The organism is Shigella sp. FC1967, from assembly GCF_001743005.1.
Taxonomy (GTDB): Bacteria; Pseudomonadota; Gammaproteobacteria; order Enterobacterales; family Enterobacteriaceae; genus Proteus.
In genome coordinates, this window is the sequence record NZ_MIIZ01001107.1 from 1 (window position 1) to 860 (window position 860).

Sequence of the window (860 nt, forward strand, 5' to 3'; positions counted from 1 at the left end):
GCACATTTTCATTGATAGGCTGAAATTTTATTTCAATAGGTTGGTCGGGAAAGTTTGTTTTAAACTCTTGATTTTTTACTTATTTTAACTAAACCTTCAATCAGGTAGCTCCATAATTGATCAACATAATCCCACATCCCTGTATCGATTATTTGGATATTATAAATAGATAACTCTATTGCACCTTCAAATATAAAAAAGTGTCATCTAGATTTCCGGTGTAGTCATTAATTTCAATAAAACTATTTTTAACTTTTAAATAAGTGCGAATGGTTATCATAAAATATTTCTTTTATTCAATTAGCCAAATAATCATGGAAAGATCTTTGTAATTATACCTTCCCCAATATAACCATTCTCCCAAATATTAAAACTCATATTGATTTTTAAATAAGGAAATATTTCTTCAGGCGATAGGAATATGATGGGAATGTTGTTTGCAGTTTCACCTGGATAGAGATTTATTTCTAGCTCGTTGATAAGTATTCTACAATCAAACCCATGTTGTGCTATTTCAATAGGAGATGCGAAAAAAAGAGGGCAGTGATAAGGTCGAGATGAAGTCATCGGTGATCTTCTACCGCCTAATTGTGTTGTAAACAACGTTATTGTCGCATGGATTTTACTCATATTCGTATGCCAATTTCTTTTAACGCATTATCTTGTTAAACACAATATCAAAGAAATTATAGCGTTATAATTTCTTTAAATACTTTTTTCATGCCACCCCTAATTTTATTTTACTCAATCCATAGTGGGCAAATTCTTTAGCTGTATCAATGTTATTCAATGATAGCCAATATTTAGCACAAACATGACTTAAAGTGGTTTGAGTAATAGTATGCATTAAATAATTGGGA

Annotated in this window: 1 protein-coding gene; it reads right to left on the reverse strand. The window is 30.3% G+C overall.

Features of this window, described 5'->3' with window-relative positions; all coding sequences use genetic code 11:
• Window positions 1-312: 312 nt before the first annotated feature.
• On the reverse strand, window positions 313-630 hold the full coding sequence (locus tag BHE89_RS18880; RefSeq protein ID WP_069369290.1) for a hypothetical protein: 318 nt from the start codon (window positions 628-630) through the stop codon (window positions 313-315).
• Window positions 631-860 lie beyond the last annotated feature (230 nt).

Bases quoted from the DNA above. Each gene is read 5' to 3' on its own strand.
- BHE89_RS18880 (WP_069369290.1), bottom strand. From the start codon at position 630: ATGAGTAAAATCCATGCGACAATAACGTTGTTTACAACACAATTAGGC.